The 15,063-nt window shown below is 70.2% G+C and carries 11 protein-coding genes, 1 tRNA gene and 1 pseudogene; 5 read left to right on the top strand and 8 right to left on the bottom strand.

Annotated features, from left to right (window positions below; all coding sequences use genetic code 11):
• The first annotated feature begins 37 nt into the window (after positions 1–37).
• Both ABZ567_RS00940 and ABZ567_RS00935 read left to right on the top strand, forming a co-directional pair.
• Complete coding sequence (locus tag ABZ567_RS00940; protein WP_360782910.1) at positions 38–1,411, top strand: aminotransferase class V-fold PLP-dependent enzyme; 1,374 nt, start codon at positions 38–40, stop codon at positions 1,409–1,411.
• On the top strand, positions 1,408–2,820 hold the full coding sequence (locus tag ABZ567_RS00935; protein WP_360782907.1) for a SidA/IucD/PvdA family monooxygenase: 1,413 nt from the start codon (positions 1,408–1,410) through the stop codon (positions 2,818–2,820). Before ABZ567_RS00940 ends, ABZ567_RS00935 begins: the two co-directional genes overlap by 4 nt.
• Before the next feature lie 4 nt (positions 2,821–2,824).
• Here the strand turns inward: ABZ567_RS00935 and ABZ567_RS00930 are convergent, their stop codons facing one another.
• On the bottom strand, positions 2,825–4,621 hold the full coding sequence (locus ABZ567_RS00930; protein WP_360782904.1) for a 5'-nucleotidase C-terminal domain-containing protein: 1,797 nt from the start codon (positions 4,619–4,621) through the stop codon (positions 2,825–2,827).
• A gap of 149 nt (positions 4,622–4,770) precedes the next feature.
• Here ABZ567_RS00930 and ABZ567_RS00925 point away from each other — a divergent pair.
• Both ABZ567_RS00925 and pyk read left to right on the top strand, forming a co-directional pair.
• Positions 4,771–5,453, top strand: a pseudogene (locus ABZ567_RS00925) (SIMPL domain-containing protein).
• A 145-nt stretch (positions 5,454–5,598) separates the two neighbouring features.
• Entirely contained in the window at positions 5,599–7,026 is a 1,428-nt protein-coding gene (gene pyk / locus ABZ567_RS00920) for a pyruvate kinase (RefSeq protein WP_360782902.1), read from the top strand.
• A 61-nt stretch (positions 7,027–7,087) separates the two neighbouring features.
• Here pyk and ABZ567_RS00915 read toward each other — a convergent pair.
• Positions 7,088–7,160 (bottom strand) — tRNA-Leu (locus tag ABZ567_RS00915).
• Between the two features lie 115 nt (positions 7,161–7,275).
• Between ABZ567_RS00915 and ABZ567_RS00910 the strand changes: the two genes are divergently transcribed.
• A complete protein-coding gene (locus ABZ567_RS00910; protein ID WP_360782899.1) occupies positions 7,276–7,929 on the top strand; it encodes a response regulator in 654 nt (217 codons plus the stop codon).
• Between the two features lie 76 nt (positions 7,930–8,005).
• Here ABZ567_RS00910 and ABZ567_RS00905 read toward each other — a convergent pair whose 3' ends face one another.
• From ABZ567_RS00905 to ABZ567_RS00880, 6 genes are all read right to left on the bottom strand, one after another.
• Positions 8,006–8,722, bottom strand: coding sequence for an ABC transporter ATP-binding protein (locus ABZ567_RS00905; RefSeq protein ID WP_360782896.1), 717 nt, complete (start codon positions 8,720–8,722; stop codon positions 8,006–8,008).
• On the bottom strand, positions 8,719–9,798 hold the full coding sequence (locus tag ABZ567_RS00900; RefSeq protein ID WP_360782893.1) for an ABC transporter ATP-binding protein: 1,080 nt from the start codon (positions 9,796–9,798) through the stop codon (positions 8,719–8,721). The genes ABZ567_RS00905 and ABZ567_RS00900 overlap by 4 nt, the downstream gene beginning before the upstream one ends.
• A gap of 3 nt (positions 9,799–9,801) precedes the next feature.
• Positions 9,802–11,628, bottom strand: a complete 1,827-nt coding sequence (locus ABZ567_RS00895) for a branched-chain amino acid ABC transporter permease (protein ID WP_360784978.1) — start codon at positions 11,626–11,628, stop codon at positions 9,802–9,804.
• Positions 11,629–11,633: 5 nt separating this feature from the next.
• The gene (locus ABZ567_RS00890; protein WP_360782889.1) at positions 11,634–12,563 is read right to left on the bottom strand and encodes a branched-chain amino acid ABC transporter permease; all 930 of its coding nucleotides are present in this window, start codon (positions 12,561–12,563) and stop codon (positions 11,634–11,636) included.
• A gap of 101 nt (positions 12,564–12,664) precedes the next feature.
• Complete coding sequence (locus ABZ567_RS00885; RefSeq protein WP_360782886.1) at positions 12,665–13,906, bottom strand: branched-chain amino acid ABC transporter substrate-binding protein; 1,242 nt, start codon at positions 13,904–13,906, stop codon at positions 12,665–12,667.
• Positions 13,907–14,486: 580 nt separating this feature from the next.
• The gene (locus ABZ567_RS00880; protein WP_360782883.1) at positions 14,487–14,990 is read right to left on the bottom strand and encodes a hotdog fold thioesterase; all 504 of its coding nucleotides are present in this window, start codon (positions 14,988–14,990) and stop codon (positions 14,487–14,489) included.
• Positions 14,991–15,063: the final 73 nt, after the last annotated feature.

Below are 15,063 nucleotides of genomic sequence, written 5' to 3'. Positions count from 1 at the left end.
CGGACAGCCCCCACCGCGGCCCGCCACCCTGTCGTCCATGCGTGCCGCACCCCCACCCCTCGCCGTCGACCCCACCCCCCTCAGCCGCTACCTGGGCACCGCCCTCGACGCCCTCCGCGAAGGAGCGCAGGCCAGGGGCGGCCCTCTCCCGGCCGGCGGCCCCGAAGCCGTGGCGCGCCGGGTGCGCGAGGCCCTCGGCGAGGCCCTGCCGGAGCGCGGCACCGGCCCGGACGAGGCCCTTCGTACCCTGGTCCGCCTCCTCGCGGAAGGCGCCGCCGACCCCGCCCACCCCCTCTGCGCCGCCCACCTCCACACCCCGCCCCTCGCCCTCGCGGCCGCCGCCGACCTCGCCGCCTCCGCGCTCAACCCGTCCATGGACTCCTGGGACCAGGCGCCCGCCGCCTCCGTCCTCGAAGCGGAGGTCACGGGGGCCCTCGCCGCCGAGGTCTTCCCCGGAGCGGCGGCCGCCGACGCCCTCGTCACCACCGGCGGCACCGAGTCCAACCAGATCGCCCTGCTCCTGGCGAGAGAACGCCACGGCCCGGCCCTCCGTACCGTCGTCGGCGCGAACGCCCACCACTCCCTCCACCGCGCCGCCTGGCTCCTCGGCCTCGCCGAGCCGGTCACCGTCCCCACCCCGAACGGCACGATCGACCCCGCCGCCCTCGCCGATGCCCTGGCCCGCACCGAAGGCCCCGTCCTCGTCGCCGCCACCGCCGGCACCACCGACGAGGGACTGATCGACCCGCTGCCTGAGCTCGCCGACACCTGCGCCGCCCACGGCGCCGAACTCCACGTCGACGCCGCCTACGGAGGCCCCGTCCTCCTCAGCCGGACCCACCGCCACCTCCTCGACGGCCTCGACCGCGCCCGTAGCGTCACCGTCGACCTGCACAAACTCGGCTGGCAGCCGGCCGCCGCCGGACTCCTCGCCGTACGCGACACCGCCGACCTCGCCGCCCTCGGCCACACCGCCGCCTACCTCAACGCCGACGACGACACCGAGGCCGGCCTCCCCGACCTCCTCGGCCGCTCCCTGCGCACCACCCGCCGCCCCGACGTCCTCAAGACGGCCGTCACCCTCCGCGCCCTCGGCCGCACCGGCCTCGGCGCCCTCGTCGACACGTGCATGGACCTCGCCCAGGACCTCGCCGACCTGGTGGAGAAGACCCCGGGACTCGACCTGCGGGCCCGCCCCACCCTCACCACCGTCCTCTTCCGGCCCAGCGGCGCCGACGACCGGACCGTCGCCACGATCCGCCGCACCCTCCTCGCCGAGGGCCGCGCCGTCCTCGGCCGCGCCGAGGCCGACGGCCGCCTCTGGCTCAAGGCCACCCTGCTCAACCCCCACGCCACCCACGGCGACCTGGCACAGCTCCTCACCCTCGCGGAAGGCGGCACGCACCGATGACCGGCAGCACCCCCAAGGACGACCTCGACCGCCCCCACGACCTGGTGGGCGTCGGCATCGGCCCCTTCAACCTCTCGCTCGCCGCCCTCGCCCAGGGCGTCCCCGGCGGCCTCGCCACCGCGTTCTACGAGCAGCGGCCCGCCTTCCACTGGCACCCGGGCCTCCTCATCGACGGCGCCACCCTCCAGGTCCCCTTCCTCGCCGACCTGGTGACCCTCGCCGACCCCGCGAGCCCCTGGACCTTCCTCAACTACCTGAAGAGCAGGGACCGCCTCTTCCCCTTCTACTTCGCCGAGAAGTTCCACATCCAGCGCGCCGAGTACGACGCCTACTGCCGCTGGGTCAGCGAGCGGCTCCCCGGACTCCACTTCGGCCACCAGGTCGACTCGGTCCGCTGGAACCCCGAACGGCGCCTGTTCGAAGTCGACTTCACCCAGCTCGACACGGACGGCGAGGCCGAGGCACTGGGCCGCGCGTACACCCGCAACGTCGTCCTCGGCGTCGGCACCGAGCCGTACGTCCCCGAGCCGCTCAAGCCGCTCGCCGACGCCCCCGGCGTCCCCGTCTTCCACTCCGCCGACTACCTGACCCACCGCGAGAAGCTGCTCGCCGCACGGCACGTCACCGTCATCGGCTCCGGCCAGTCCGGCGCCGAGGTCTTCCTCGACCTCCTGCGGGCCCGCCCCGCCGGAGCCGAGAGGATCCACTGGCTGGCCCGCACCGAGGCCTTCGCCCCGATGGAGTACTCCAAACTGGGTCTCGAGCACTTCACCCCCGATTACACCCGCTACTTCCACGCCCTGCCCGAGGCGGTACGCGGCGACCTCGTCCCCCGCCAGTGGCAGCTCCACAAGGGCATCGACGCCGACACCCTCGCCGCCATCCACGACGAGCTCTACCGGCGCACCCTGCACGGCGGCTGGCCCGACGCCGTCCTCACCCCCGGCGTCCGCGTCCGCACCGCCGGGCGGGTCGCCACCACCCAGGTCGAACTGCACCTGGAGCACATCCAGCAGGGCACCCGCTCCCGGCTCACCACCGACGCCGTCGTTCTCGCGACCGGCTACCGGGAGCGCCCGGTGGACCGGATGCTCGCCGGCCTCGACCCGTACCTCCGCCACGACTCGGCGGGCCGCGCCCGGATCGACGAGCGGTACCGGCTGGTCCTCGACCCGTCCGTCACCGGCGCCGTCCACGTCCAGAACGCCGAGAAGCACACCCACGGCGTCGGCGCCCCCGACCTGGGCCTCGCCGCCTGGCGCAGCGCGACCATCCTCAACTCGATCACCGGCAAGGAGCCGTACCAGCTGCCCCGCCGCACGGCCTTCACCAGCTTCGGCCTGGAGACACGAGAGGCGCCGAGCATTCCGGCCCAGAGCCAGAAGCTGACGCCCCTCGTACAGCAGTGAGGTCCTAGAAGACCGGCACGCCGTCCCGGGTCAGCCTCCAGTCCACCGAGGCGAACAGACCCGGGTCGACCGTCCCCTTCGCCTGCACCCACTGGATGATGGTGTTGCGGATCTCGTCCGAGTTCGCCCACAGCTGCGGGGCGTTCGCCACGTGCGGGAACGCGCCGCCGCCGCTCGCCCGGTAGTTGTTGACCGCGAGGACGAACTTCGCCGCCGGATCGACCGGCGCGCCCTCGAAGGCCAGGTTCACGATCCGCGCACCGGCCGGCTTCGCGATGTCGATCTCGTACGTGAGACCCGACACGGCGTCGTAGTTGTAGTCCGGCGTGCCGTCCGCGTTGGTCAGCTTCGCGGTGTCGACGGGCGCGCCGGCCGGGGTCCGGACGTAGTACTTCGCCGAGTACTCCAGGTACTCCTTCAGCTGGGCGCCCGTCATCAGCCGGGCCTCCATGGTGTTCTCGAAGGGGTAGAGCCCGGCGGCGTCCTTGATGGTGATCCGGCCGGCCGGTATCCGGGCCGTCCGGGAGAAGCAGGACGCCTGCGAGAGCACCGGCAGGTCCGCGTACGCGCCGCCCGCGAGGGCCGCCCTCACCGTCTCGGTCTGGACCACGTTGATCAGGTCGATGATCGGCTCGTCCTTCCACGGCGCGTCGGCCGTGGTCATGACGGCGGTGGAGGTGCCGATGACCTGGTTGACGTACGCGACGACCTTCGTGTGCTCGTCCGCCAGCAGCCCCGTGATCTCCGGGTCCTCCGCCACCGTGTTGGAGTTGAGGACCTGCGCGCCGACCTTCTCGACGACCCAGCGGCCCTTCTCCCACACCAGGTCGAAGTCGAAGAGGGTGAGCCGCTGGCCCCACTTCAGCGGCTCGGACAGGACGACGTCCTTGCCCGTCTCCTTGTTCCTCACCCGGTACTCCGGGATCTCGGTGTGCGCGTGACCGACGAGGATCGCGTCGATGCCCGGCACCTGCTCGGCGACGAGCCCGGCCGCGTTCTCGACGTGGGGGAGCTGGTCACCGTACGAGGACGTGCCGCTGGAACCGGAGTGCGCCGAGACGACGACCACGTCCGCGCCCATCGAGCGCAGCTTCGGCACCCACTTCGCGGCCTGCTCCTCGAGCCCGGGGAAGACCATCCTGCCGCTGACGTTCGCCTTGTCCCAGATGGCGATGCCCGGGTTGGTCAGGCCCAGCACCGCGACCTTGACGTCCCTGCCGTGCGGGGTGCGCATCCGGTGCATGCTGTACGGCGGGAAGGCCGGGCGCAGCGTCTTCGCGTCGAGCGCGTTGGCACCGAGCAGCGGGAAGTCGCACTGCTCCTCGAACTTCCGCAGCACCGGGATGCCGTAGTTGAACTCGTGGTTGCCGAGGGCGGCGGCGTCGTAGCCGATGGCGTTCATGGCCTGGGCCATCGGGTGGACCGGACCGCCGGCCTTCGTGATCGGGTCGACCTTGGCGTAGTAGTAGGACAGCTGGGTGCCCTGGATGGTGTCGCCGGCGTCGATGAGGAGGGTGTTGCGGCGGCCCTTCGCGGCGCGGACCTGGTCGACCAGAGTGGAGATCTTGGCGAGGCCGACGTCGTTGTGCGCCTTGTCGTCGAACTCCCTGTCCGTGAAGTAGTCCCAGTTGAAGACGTTTCCGTGCAGGTCGGTGGTGCCCATCACGGTGAAGGAGTACCGCTTGGCCGGCTTGGGACGACGCTCGTGTGCCTCGGCGGGGGCGACGGCCCCGGCGGTGAGGGCGGCTCCGGCCCCGACGGCGACGGAGCTCTCCAGGAACGTCCGGCGGTTCAACGGCATGTGCTCTCCTTGGTTCGTCCGGCGTCGGCGCACGGGCGCACAACGCGCGTAGATTCTGGCCCAGGCCTCCCCGTGGGCAACAGCCCTTTCGGGTTACGGAGTGGGAAAGTGTTCGGTGACGCTGTCGTCGTACGCGGAGGAGTCAGGACGTGACACAGGAACACGCGACCCCCGGGGCACCCCAGGTGACGGTCCGTGGCGAGGGACGCCTCGACGTCGACCCGGAGCTCGCCCGGATCGGCGTGACCGTCTCGGCGCGCGGGACGGACCGGGCGGCGGCGCTCGCGGACCTCACCCGGCGCAACGCCCGGGTGCTCGACCTGCTCAAGGCGCAGGGCGACGCCCTCGGGGCACTGGAGACCGGAAGCTCTCCATCGCCCCCGAGCTCGGCCGGCGCGGCCGGGGCGAGCGCGTGCAGGCCTACCGGGGCCGCGTCCGGGTGACCGCCGAACTGACCGACTTCACCCTGCTCGGGGAACTGGTGACCCGGCTCGCCGACCTGGAGCTGACGAGCGTGGACGGCCCCTGGTGGGCACTGCGGCCCGACTCCCCGGCGTACGCGGAGGCACGTCGGCTCGCCGTGACGGAGGCGGTCCAGCGGGCGCGGGCCTACGCGGAGGCGCTCGGCACCTCGCTCGCGTCACTCCTCGAACTCTCGGACGCCGGGCTCGCGGGCCCGGGAGCGCCGATGCCGCCGCCCTTCGCCGGAGCCCCGATGGCCTTCGCGGCCGAGGGGGTCGGCGAGGCACCCCCGCTGGACCTCGAACCGCAGCGGCGGACGGTCACCGCCGAGGTCGTGGCACGCTTCACGATGCGGCCGCCGACCCTCTGAGAAGGGGGCGCCGGGACGCGTGAATCGCTCATCGGAGCACCCCGGCGCACATATTCAAGACTTGTCAACAGCCTTTCACGGAAAGGTTGTTGAGTAGTCATGTCCCACCAACTCGCTACTGGTGGGTAAGGCCTAGGCTCGACCCATGCGCCGAGCGAAAATCGTTTGTACCCTTGGACCCGCCACCGAAACATACGACCAGATCAAGTCGTTGATCGAGGCCGGAATGGACGTGGCCCGCCTCAACCTCAGCCACGGCACGTACGCCGAGCACGAGGAGCGCTACCGCCACGTACGCAAGGCCTCCGACGAGACCGGCCGGAGCGTCGGCGTCCTCGCCGACCTTCAAGGCCCGAAGATCCGCCTCGGCCGCTTCCGCGAAGGCCCCGTACTCCTTGAACGCGGCGACGAGTTCGCCATCACCGTCGAACCGATGGAAGGCGACCGCCACGGCTGCGGGACGACCTACTCCGGTCTCGCCGAAGACGTCACCCCCGGTGAGCGCATCCTCGTCGACGACGGCCGCGTCACCCTGGAGGTCGTCTCCGTCGAAGGACCCCGGGTGAACACCCTCGTCATCGAGGGCGGCATGGTCTCCGACCACAAGGGCCTCAACCTCCCCGGCGTCGCCGTCTCCGTCCCCGCCCTCTCCGAGAAGGACATCGAGGACCTCCGCTGGGCGCTGCGCATCGGCGCCGACGTCATCGCCCTCTCCTTCGTCCGCAGCGCCCGCGACATCGTGGACGTCCACCGGATCATGGACGAGGAGGGACGCCGGCTGCCCGTCATCGCCAAGGTCGAGAAGCCGCAGGCCGTCGAGAACATCGACGAGATCGTCGCCGCCTTCGACGGCATCATGGTGGCCCGCGGCGACCTGGGCGTCGAGATGCCCCTGGAGCAGGTGCCGATCGTCCAGAAGCGCGCCGTCAAGCTCGCCAAGCGCAACGCCAAGCCGGTCATCGTCGCCACCCAGATGCTCGACTCGATGATCGACAACTCCCGCCCCACCCGCGCCGAGGCGAGCGACGTGGCGAACGCGGTCATCGACGGCACCGACGCCGTGATGCTCTCCGGCGAGACCAGCGTCGGCCGCTACCCGATCGAGACGGTCCGCACCATGAGCCGGATCGTCGAGGCCGCGGAGGAGGACGTCCTCGCCAAGGGCCTGCCCCCGCTGACCGACCGCAACAAGCCCCGCACCCAGGGCGGCGCCGTGGCCCGCGCGGCCGCCGAGATGGGCGACTTCCTCGGCGCCAAGTTCCTCGTCGCCTTCACCCAGTCCGGCGACACGGTCAAGCGCCTCTCCCGCTACCGATCCCCGATCCCCCTCCTGGCCTTCACCCCGGACCCGGCCACCCGCTCCCAGCTCAACCTCACCTGGGGCGTCGAGACCTTCCTCGGCCCGCACGTGGACTCGACGGACGCGATGGTGGCCCAGGTCGACGAGGAACTGCTGCGCATCGGCCGCTGCAGGAAGGGCGACATCGTGGTCATCACGGCGGGCTCCCCGCCGGGAGTCGCGGGCTCGACGAACCTGGTCCGGGTCCACCACATCGGAGAGTCCCTGACATAGGGGGAGGCGGGGAGGTCCTTGATCGGGCCATCCATCTCATGCCTTGGAATCGCAGGTAAAGTGCCCCGGGTGGGATTCGAACCCACGCTGGATGGTGTTTGAGACCACTGCCTCTACCGCTGGGCTACCGGGGCATCCTTCGAAACGAAGGTGGGTGATCACCCGCCGTGTCCCTACCTTACAGGAGGTAGGTAGGCTCATGGGGAGCTGTATCCGCCTCGGAACGAGGCCATCGAACGAGGAGCCCGCGTGACCGCCCCCGAGTCGCCCCAGCCCGCCGACGACGCCGAGGCGTCGCACGTTCCTCCGCTGACGACCCGTGTCGTCATCGCCGAGGACGAGGCCCTCATCCGCCTCGACCTCAAAGAGATGCTGGAGGAAGAGGGCTACACGGTCGTCGGCGAGGCCGGAGACGGTGCCAAGGCCGTCGAACTCGCCCGTGAGCACCGGCCCGACCTCGTCATCCTGGACGTGAAGATGCCCGTCCTCGACGGGATCTCGGCCGCCGAGAAGATCGCCGGCGAGTCCATCGCCCCGGTCCTCATGCTCACCGCCTTCTCGCAGCGCGAGCTGGTCGAGCGCGCCCGGGACGCCGGCGCCATGGCGTACCTGGTGAAGCCCTTCAGCAAGAGCGACGTGGTGCCGGCCATCGAGATGGCCGTCTCCCGGTTCGCCGAGCTGCGCGCCCTGGAGAAGGAGGTCGCCGACCTCTCCCTCCGCCTGGAGACGCGCAAGCTGGTGGACCGCGCCAAGTCGATCCTGCAGACCCAGTACGGGCTGACGGAGCCGGCCGCGTTCCGCTGGATCCAGAAGACCTCGATGGACCGCCGCATGTCGATGCAGCAGGTCGCCGAGGCCGTCATCGAGGACGCCGAGGAGAAGAAGGCGGCCAAGGGCCAGTAGGAGCCCGCCCGTACCGAAGACGCGAAGAAGGCCCGCCCCACGTCACCGCGGGGCGGGCCTTCCGTCAGCGAGCGGTTCAGTCCTCGCCGAGGTACGCCTTGCGGACGGACTCGTCGTGGAGCAGGTCCCGGCCGGTGCCGGACAGGACGACCTTGCCGATCTCCATGACGTGACCGTGGTCCGCCAGGGCGAGCGCGGCCTGGGCGTTCTGCTCGACGAGCAGGATGGTGGTGCCCTGGGCCTTCAGTTCGGCGATCGTCGCCATGATCTTCTGCATCATGATCGGCGAGAGACCCATGGAGGGCTCGTCGAGCATGAGCAGCTTCGGCTGCGACATCAGCGCCCTGCCCATGGCGAGCATCTGCTGCTCACCGCCGGAGAGGGTGCCGGCCGCCTGCCTGCGACGTTCGCCCAGGATGGGGAAGAGGTCGTAGGCGCGCTGGACGTCCTTGGCGATGCCCGCGGTGTCCTTCCGGAGGAAGGCGCCGAGGAGGAGGTTCTCCTCGATCGTCATCCGGGGGAAGATGTGCCGGCCCTCGGGGGAGTGCGCCAGGCCCAGCGAGACGATCTTGTGCGCGGGGATCTTGCGGAGGGACTTGCCCTCGAACTTGATCTGGCCGCCGACCGGCTTGAGGAGCCCGGAGAGGGTCCGCAGGGTGGTGGTCTTCCCGGCGCCGTTGGTGCCGATGAGGGTGACGACCTCACCGGCGTCGACGGAGAAGGAGATGCCCTTGACGGCCTCGATCTTTCCGTAGGCGACGCGCAGGTCCTCGACTTCGAGCAGTGCGGTCATGCGTCGTTCTCCTTGCCCGAAGCAGGGTCGTGCGGGGTGTCCTTCGAGGCCGGGGTCTTCGCCGGAGCCTCGTCGGAAGCCGGGGCGGCCTCGGACGCCGGGGCCGCCTCGGTGGCGGGGGTCTCCTCGGAAGCCGGAGCCGTCCCGGTGACGGGGGTCTCCTCGGAAGCCGCGGCCTCCTCGGCGGCCGGGGCCTTCTCGACGGCCGGGGCCGCCGGGGCCGCCGGGGCCGCCGGGGTGTCGTCGGCCGCCGCCGCGGGCTCGTCCGCCACGGGCTCGCCCAGGTACGCGGCGATGACCCGCTCGTCGCTCTGGACGGTCTGGCTGTCGCCCTCGATCAGCTTCTGGCCCTGGACGAGCACGGCGACCCGGTCGCAGAGGTTGAAGATGAACCGCATGTCGTGCTCGATGACGAGCACGGCGATGCCCATGTCCCGGATGGCGAAGATGAGTTCCTCCGCCGCCCGCGTCTCCTGCGGGTTCATGCCGGCGGTGGGCTCGTCGAGCAGGATCAGGCCGGGGTCGCTCGCGAGGGCGCGGGCGATCTCCAGCTTGCGCTGCTCGCCGTACGGGAGGTTCTTGGCGAGGTGCTGTGCCTTGTCCTGGAGGCCGATGAACTCCAGGAGTTCCATTGCCCGCTTCGACGCCTCCGCCTCGGCCTTCTTGAAGGCGGGGAGGCGCAGCAGCGCGGACCAGAGGCCCTGCTTCATCCGGGTGTGGCGTCCGACGAGGACGTTCTCCAGGACGGTCATGTTGTGGAAGAGGCGGATGTTCTGGAAGGTACGGGCGATGCCGGCGTCGGTGACCTTGTACGACGTGGGGGGCAGGACCGTGCCCTTGTACCGGACCTCACCCTCGGTGGGGACGTAGAGACCGGTGAGGCAGTTGAAGAAGGTGGTCTTGCCGGCGCCGTTGGGGCCGATGAGACCGACGATCTCGCCGCTGTTCACGGTCAGGTTCACATCGCGTACGGCGGTGAGGCCGCCGAAGCGCATGGTGACCCCGCGCGCGTCGAGGACGGTCTCGCCGGCGGCCGGCGCGGTGGTGGCGTCGGCGGACTTCGTGGTGGTCGTCATGGTTCAGGCACCTGCCTTGGCGAGCGTGGCGGGCGTCTCGTCCTTCTCGTGGAACTCCAGCTGGTTGCGCCGGTTGGCGATGATGCCCTCCGGGCGGAAGCGCATGAGGAGGATCAGCGCGACGCCGAAGGCGAACAGCTGGTACTCGCCCATGAACTGGAGCTTGTTGGGGATGAGGAAGAGCAGCGAGGCACCGACCAGGGGACCGCTCATCGTGCCCATGCCGCCGAGGACGACGGCCGCGAGCAGGAAGGCGGAGTTGGGCGGGATGGGACCGGCGAAGAGGTACTGCTCCGGGGTCACCGTGTAGGTGACGTGGGCCTGCACGGTGCCGGCGAGGCCGGCGAGCGAGGCGCCGAGCGCGAAGGCGATGAGCTTGACCCGGAAGCCGTTGATGCCCATGGCGAGCGCGGCGGTCTCGTCCTCGCGGATGGCGACCCAGGCGCGGCCGATGCGGGAGTCGCCGCTGCGCCGGAAGACCAGCACGACGACCGCCATGATCAGCAGCATCAGGAAGAAGTAGTTGGCGAAGCGTCCGATGGTGAAGCCGGCGATCGAGTGCTCGGCGCCGAAGTCGAACCCGAACATGTTGAGGTTCGGGATGGACGCGATGCCGTTGGAGCCGTTGGTGATGTCCGGCCCCGAGGTGCCGTCGGTGTTCATCACGGCGATACGGAAGATCTCACCGAAGCCGAGCGTCACGATGGCGAGGTAGTCGCCGCGCAGCCGCAGGGTCGGGGCGCCGATGAGGACACCGAAGACCAGGGAGGCTCCGGCGCCGACGAGGATGGCGGCCCAGAAGGGGAGGTGGACGCCGAACGGCGAGGTCGGGGCGCCCGAGACGAGGGCGGCCGCGTAGGCGCCGACGCCGAGGAAGGCGACGTAACCGAGGTCGAGGAGACCGGCGAGGCCGACGACGATGTTCAGACCGAGGGCGACGGTGGCGAAGATCAGGATGTAGACGCCGAGCGTCGCGTACTGGTCGTCGGTCTGGGTGAAGGGGAAGAGCGCCGCGGCGATGAACGCGCCCGCGATGGAGAGGTTCTGGTGCTTCTTGGTGAGCTGCGTGGCCTGCGCCATGAGGCCCGACTTGTTGACCGCCGCGAAGCCGATCCCGGCGGTGATCAGGAAGCCGAGGAACAGCTCGTCGTACTCCGTGCCGACACCGTAGGTGAAGACGCCGAGCGCCACGGCGAGGACGCCCGTGATGATCAGGATCTCGACGGAGGAGTGCATCGGGGGCAGCTTGCGCGCGGTGCCGGTGGCGAAGGCCGACGTGAAGGTGGCCCAGCCGTTGCCGGCCTCGTGCTTGAACTGGTCCCAGCCGGTGTCCTCGGGGTCGACCGGCAGCAGCTTCGGCCGCTCGAAGGGAAGGGCGAGGGCACCGAGGAGGGCGAGCAGGGTGGCGAGCGCGACGACCGCGCCGCCTGGCTCCAGGTTGACCGGACCGCCGAGCTGGATGCTGATGGCGGCGACGGTGAACCAGGCGATGCCGAAGTTGGCGAGCGCGGCGAGCTTGAGTGCCGCGTCACCGCCGGCCGGGGTGAGCCAACGGGTGCCCTTGACGCCGTACGAGGAGAGGGCGAAGAGGGTGGTGAGCAGGCCCGTGACCAGGACCTGCATCTGGAGGCCGGCGGGGGAGCCGTAGAAGGTGAGGTCGCCCGGGAAGCGGGGGGTCCAGGTCCAGGCGAGGAAGCAGCTGGCGACGGTGAGGACGCCGCCGCCCAGGGCGAGGGCGCGGGCGGCCTTGGCCGGCACGAAGCCGATGAGGCCGGTCGCCTCGGCCGTGGGGGCCGTGGCTGCCTTGGGGTTCTCGGAGATGGTGGTCATGGTGCTCACGCCCTGTCCGCGACGCGCTCGCCGAGGAGGCCTTGTGGCCGGGCGAGGAGTACGACGATGAGGAGTACGAAGGCCCAGACGTCGGCCCAGGACTGGCCGCCGAGCTGCTCCATACCGGGGATGTGGCTGATGTACGCCGTCGCCATGGTCTCGGCGACACCGAGGACGACTCCGCCGATCATGGCTCCGTAGATGTTGCCGATACCGCCGAGGACCGCCGCCGTGAAGGCCTTGAGGCCGAGGAGGAAGCCCATCTTGTAGTCGACGACGCCGTACTTCAGGCCGTACGCGACGGCGCCGACCGCTGCCATCGCGGCACCGAGGGCGAACGCGATCACGATGATCCGGTCGGTGTTGACGCCCATGAGCTTCGCGGTGTCCGGGTCCTGCGCCGTGGCCTGCATGCCGCGACCGGTGCGGGTGCGCATGACGAAGAAGGCGAGGAAGGCCATGCAGATGGGGGCGGCGATCAGCAGGAAGACGTCACCGGTCTGGATGGTGATCGGGCCGAGCTCGATCGAGCCGCCGGGGATCTGCGGGAAGGTCCGGGCGGACTTCGCCTCCGGGTACCAGACCCAGACGGCGTACTGCAGGGCGAGCGAGAGACCGATGGCCGTGATGAGCGGGGCCAGCCGGGGGCCGCCGCGGAGCGGACGGTAGGCGAACCGTTCCGCCCCGATGGCTATGGTCGTCGCGACGAGCACGGCACCGATGATCATGAGGGGCAGAGCCACCCACATGGTGGTGCCGCCGGGCAGGATGAGCCAGACCGTGAGGGCCCCGAAGCCGCCGGTCATGAAGATCTCGCCATGGGCGAAGTTGATGAGCTGGACGATGCCGTAGACCATCGTGTAGCCGACGGCGACCAGCCCGTACATGGATCCCAGTAGCAGGCCGTTGACCAGCTGCTGCGGCAGTTCGTTCACCGCATTGTCCTCCGAGACTTTCGACGGATGTGACACCGCGCGGGGAGCCTGGTGCGGCCCCCCGCGCGGTGAAGGTGGTGCGTGAGTGGTGGTGGGGTGGGTCAGCCGCCGAAGGTGCCGGACTTGACCGGCTTGAACGCGCCGCCCTCGACCTTGTAGACCGTCAGCTGCTTGTTGGTGGTGTCACCGAACTCGTCGAAGGAGACCTTGCCGGTCACACCCTCGAAGGAGACGCCCTGCAGGGCCTCGACGACCTTGGCGCGGGCGTCCTCGGGGAGCTTGCCGCCGTTGCCGTCCACGACCTTCTTGACGGCCTCGATGATCGACCAGGTCGAGTCGTACGCGTAGCCGCCGTAGGCCTCGTAGGCCTCCTTGTAGCCACCGGTCTTGTAGTCGGCCAGGAACTCCTTGGCCGAGGCGAGGGACTCGATCGGCGCACCGACGGAGGTGGCGATGTCACCGTTGGCCGCCGCGGCGCCCGCCAGCTTCACGTACTCGGGGCTGTAGAGCGCGTCGCCGCCGACGACGGTGACCTTCGCGCCGGCTTCCTTGATCTGCTTGGCCAGCGGGCCGGCGGCCGGGTACTCGCCACCGTAGTAGACGACGTCGGCGCCGGAGCTCTTCACCTTGGTCGCGACCGCGGAGAAGTCCTTGGTGTCCGGGTTGATGTGCTCGGTGCCGAGGACCTTGCCGCCGAGCTTCTCGAACTCGCTCTTGAAGGTGCCCGCGAGGCCGGCGCCGTAGGTCTTCTTGTCGTCGATGATGAAGGCCTTGGTCTTCTTGGCCTCGTTGAAGACGTACTGGGCGGCGAACGGGCCCTGGATGGCGTCCGTGGTGGCGGTACGGAAGTACGACTTGTAGCCGCGCTTCTTGTCGCCCGTGCTCCAGTTGACACCTTGGGTCAGCGCCGGGTTGGTGTTGGCCGGGGAGACCTGGGCCAGCTTGGCGTCGTCGAACACCTTCTGCATCGACTCGGCGACGGAGGAGTTCAGCGGGCCGACGACGCCGAGGACGCCCTTGTCGGCGACGAACTTGGTCGCGTTCTGCTGGCCTGCGGAGGGCTGGGCCTGGTCGTCCAGGGACTCCAGCTTGAAGGTCACGCCCTTGACGTGGGCCTTCTTGTTGGCCGTCTTGACCGCCAGGTCGGCCGAGTTCTTGATGCCGAGGCCGAGGGCGGAGAGCTCGCCCGTGAGGGGCGCGTCGAGACCGATGGTCACGGTGACGTTGCCGCTGTCACCGTTCTCGGCCGCGCCGCCCTTGTCGTCGCGCGAACCACAGGCGGTGAGGGTGAGTGCTCCCGCGGTGACCGCGGTGGTGAGTATGAGCAACGAACGGTTTCGCACGAAGGGTCCTTTCCCTGGCGCGGCCCCCTCGGAATGAGGCGGTGCCGTGAAGCTGCGGAGCGAGGGGTGCCGTTTTGGAACGCCGGGCCGTACCGAGGTGGTGACAGGGCCGTGCAGTAGGACGCGCCCGGCAGCGCGGTGACTGGCGGTGACTCTAGGCGCAGGTGGGGAGGGTCGGGGAGCGCCGAGGTCATGATGTGACTGTCTTGTTATGCCGACGGGGAAAGAGTGTGCGCAGCGACTGGGCAAACCGGGGCATAGCTGGCCGTAATGCGGTGTTCACATAGTGAGAACGTGCAGTTCCGCTAAGGGGCTTGAGTGAATCTTGGTCCTGTCGGAGCGCTCGGCCGACTCTCCGGATATCGGACAGTGGCAGAAAGCTGAGCGGACGCGACGGCTTCTCCCGGTCGGTTCACCCCCACTCGCACGGCGGTCACTCAGGGTGACAGGGAGAAGGGGTGCGTCGCATCGCCGACCGCGCCGGGTGTCGGGGAGCCGAACGGGATTCCCCACGCGAACGGCGCGGCGCGGGAGGGTCGCCCCGTCCCGCGCCGCGCCGTGTGGTCGGCCCCGCTGCCCCTCAGGCGCCCTCGGCCCGGCCCGCCTCCGGCAGGTCGCCCGCGTCCTTGGCGGTGATCTCACGCAGCATGCAGGTCAGCCGGGCCGTGCAGACCCGCTTGTCCTGCTCGTCGGTGATCACGATCTCGTACGTGGCGGTGGATCGCCCGCGGTGCACCGGCGTCGCCACTCCGGTCACCAGGCCGCTGCGCGCCCCGCGGTGGTGGGTGCAGTTCAGGTCGACACCGACCGCGATCTTCGAGACCCCGCCGTGCAGCATCGAGCCGATGGAGCCCAGCGTCTCGGCGAGCACCGCCGAGGCGCCGCCGTGCAGGAGGCCGTACGGCTGGGTGTTGCCCTCCACCGGCATCGTGCCGACGACCCGCTCCGCCGAGGCCTCCAGGATCTGGACGCCCATCCGGTTCCCGAGGTGCCCGGCCGAGAACAGCGCCGGGAGGTCGACGCCGAGGGCCGCGTACTCCTCGATGACTTCCCGCGGGAACTTCACATGCTGCTGTTCACCCATGGCCCGGCTCCGTTCGTCTTCGTACGGCTGCTGATCGCGCGATCACTCGGTACATGATCATCGACTCGCCTGA

The organism is Streptomyces sp. NPDC016459 (genome assembly GCF_040632845.1).
Taxonomy (GTDB): domain Bacteria; phylum Actinomycetota; class Actinomycetes; order Streptomycetales; family Streptomycetaceae; genus Streptomyces.
The sequence above is the reverse complement of the archived record's forward strand: the minus strand, read 5'-3'. Positions and strand labels throughout refer to the sequence as shown.

Excerpts from the sequence above, each read along its gene's own strand:
- ABZ567_RS00940 (WP_360782910.1), top strand. The coding sequence starts at position 38 with ATGCGTGCCGCACCCCCACCCCTCGCCGTCGACCCCACCCCCCTCAGC.
- ABZ567_RS00935 (WP_360782907.1), top strand. The coding sequence starts at position 1,408 with ATGACCGGCAGCACCCCCAAGGACGACCTCGACCGCCCCCACGACCTG.
- ABZ567_RS00930 (WP_360782904.1), bottom strand. The coding sequence starts at position 4,621 with ATGCCGTTGAACCGCCGGACGTTCCTGGAGAGCTCCGTCGCCGTCGGG.
- pyk (WP_360782902.1), top strand. The coding sequence starts at position 5,599 with ATGCGCCGAGCGAAAATCGTTTGTACCCTTGGACCCGCCACCGAAACA.
- ABZ567_RS00905 (WP_360782896.1), bottom strand. The coding sequence starts at position 8,722 with ATGACCGCACTGCTCGAAGTCGAGGACCTGCGCGTCGCCTACGGAAAG.
- ABZ567_RS00900 (WP_360782893.1), bottom strand. The coding sequence starts at position 9,798 with ATGACGACCACCACGAAGTCCGCCGACGCCACCACCGCGCCGGCCGCC.
- ABZ567_RS00895 (WP_360784978.1), bottom strand. The coding sequence starts at position 11,628 with ATGACCACCATCTCCGAGAACCCCAAGGCAGCCACGGCCCCCACGGCC.
- ABZ567_RS00880 (WP_360782883.1), bottom strand. The coding sequence starts at position 14,990 with ATGGGTGAACAGCAGCATGTGAAGTTCCCGCGGGAAGTCATCGAGGAG.